The sequence below is a fragment of the Streptosporangium sp. NPDC087985 genome (genome assembly GCF_044741965.1).
In the GTDB taxonomy this organism is placed as follows: domain Bacteria; phylum Actinomycetota; class Actinomycetes; order Streptosporangiales; family Streptosporangiaceae; genus Streptosporangium.
Window position 1 is genome coordinate 1 of sequence record NZ_JBIUTQ010000059.1, and the last position, 2,330, is coordinate 2,330.

At 66.1% G+C, this 2,330-nt stretch carries 2 protein-coding genes; both read right to left on the bottom strand.

Features of this window, described 5'->3' with window-relative positions; genetic code table 11:
* Positions 1–205: hypothetical protein (locus ACIN94_RS32740; RefSeq protein ID WP_400714905.1), on the bottom strand; the 205-nt coding region annotated here is incomplete at its 3' end.
* Positions 206–213: 8 nt separating this feature from the next.
* On the bottom strand, positions 214–1,653 hold the full coding sequence (ltrA, locus tag ACIN94_RS32745; RefSeq protein ID WP_400714908.1) for a group II intron reverse transcriptase/maturase: 1,440 nt from the start codon (positions 1,651–1,653) through the stop codon (positions 214–216).
* Positions 1,654–2,330 lie beyond the last annotated feature (677 nt).

Below are 2,330 nucleotides of genomic sequence, written 5' to 3' on the forward strand. Positions count from 1 at the left end.
CCAGCTTGTCGGTTTTGGGGCGGCCGGGGACGTTCTTGACGTGCTTGGCGTTCAGCAGCCAGCAGGTGAATCCCTCGGCTTCGAGCAGGTAGTAGTAGGGTCGGGCCGGGGCGCGGTGGCGGCCTCTCAGCTGTTCCGTTTCCCCGGCCCGCCCTCCGAACCGGACGTGCCCGTTGGCCGAGCATCCGGCTCTCCACGAATCCATTCCGCAGGTCAGGTGGCTGTTTCCTGTTCTGGCCGGGTCCACGGCGAGGGGATGTCTGTTCCTCGGTAGCGGTAGCGGATGATGCCCACCGTCGCCGGGTTGAACAGACTGGCCTTGCCCTGCGTCAGCACGCCCGAGGGCGCATAGTGCTGACGCAGTTCCTTCCAGCTGGACTTGTGGTGCTTGTGCCGTAACCAGAGCCAGACCCGACGCCAGGTGAATGCGCCGAGGTAGGCGAAGGTCTTGGCCGAGGCCGCGTGCCGGAAGTACGTGGTCCAGCCCCGCAGCACCTGGTTGAGCCGGTGCAGCAGGACGGCCAGGGGTTGATGCGTGTTTCCCTGGGTCAGTGCTCTCACCTTCGCCTTGACCGCCGCGAGGGCGGCCCGGTGCGGATAGGTGTAGACGTAGCGCTTTGTCGCGCCCTTCTTCTGGTGCCGCTGGACACGGAACCCGAGGAAGTCCAGGCCCTCGTCGATGTGGGTGATCACGGTCTTCTCCGGCGACAGGCGCAGGCCCACCGTGGACAAGACCTCTGCGATCTCAGCCCGGAGGGCTTCCGCGTCGCTTTTGGTGCCCGAGATCATCAAGCACCAGTCGTCGGCATACCGGACCAGCCGGTAGTTGGGAAGACCTTGCCGACGACGCTTCGACCGCTCCCACGGCTTGCTCGCCGGCCCTCCCGCTGCCCGGGCGATGTACTCGTCCAGGACAGAAAGGGCCACGTTGCTGAGCAACGGGGACAGAATGCCACCTTGCGGACAGCCCGTGCCGCTGTCCCTTTCCACCAGATCCTCACCGAGAATCCCGGCTTTAAGAAACGCCTTCACCAGGGCCAATACGCGCTTGTCCCCGATCCGCCTGCGCACCCGCTCCAAAAGAGCGCAGTGAGAGATGGAGTCGAAGCACGCCTCGATATCCCCTTCGAGTACCCACTCATAGGAATGAGAGGTCAGGAAGTGGACCTCGGCGATGGCGTCATGGGCCCGGCGTCCGGGGCGGAACCCGTAGGAACACGGGAGGAAATCCGCCTCGAAGATCGGCTCCAGCACGGTCAACAGAGCGGCCTGCACCACTCGATCCCGCACGGTGGCAATGCCCAGCCTGCGGCGCTTGCCGCTCGGCTTGGGGATCATCACCTCCCGCACCGGGCTCGGGCGAAACGCCCCGGCCTTCAAATCCGCCCTCACCTCGGCGAGGAACTGCTGAACGCCGCGCACGGTCTCGACGTAGTAGGCACTCTCGCCATCCACCCCGGCCGACCGCGCGCCCCTGTTGGTCCGCACCCGCTGCCAGGCCAAAACCAGCACAGCGGGGTCACACACGAAATTGAACACGTCATCGAACCGACGAGCAGGATCGTCGCCCGCCCATTGGTGCAGCTTGCGCTGGATCTTCAGTACCCGCCACCACAGCATGCCGGGCTCCCACCCGAGCATCGCCTCCGGCATCGGAGCGCTGGTATTCACCCACGACCTCCTGATCTTCCAGTCACGTCGCCGCGAACTCGCTGCCCTCCTTCGCCCCGTGACCGGCTTTCCCGGACTCCGACTACTACGAGGGCTCCGCCACATCCCGCAGCCACCAGCCGACCACGCACCTGTCCGCTCCAGGCCTGGCGGGCCGGGAAGACGGACGGCCGCGGGATGCTTCCCACGTTCACTGCTGACCGTTCGATGGGTGAGGCGCCCAGCTTTTCCCCTGCAGCCTCGCCACGAGTACGCCGCAGACCTTCCTCGTGGCCTCCCCACCGACCCGATCCGTCGGCTTCGGAGTCGCCCAGCCGCACCGCGACCCGACGTGCACTGCATACCGGCCCATATCCACCAGGTTGGAGCCGGTTCTGGACTTAAGGGGGTTCGACCACTGGTTCCTACATTCGTACGCCTTCCCACCTTGCTTGCCGGACCCGGGCCGTCTGGCAGTACCGACCCGTCCCGTCGTTGTCGGGGCTGCTTTCCACCCTCCCCCGCGTGTCCGGGGCCGGGCTGCCCCCAGCTTCGATCAGACCGCTGCGACGGCCCAACGGCGGAGTCCTGGTTGCGTCCACGGAGGTGGTGTACGAGTTTCCCCAGGTAGTGGGCGTGGCGCCGTGAAATGAGGACGGCCATCGCGTGATCCTTCGAGT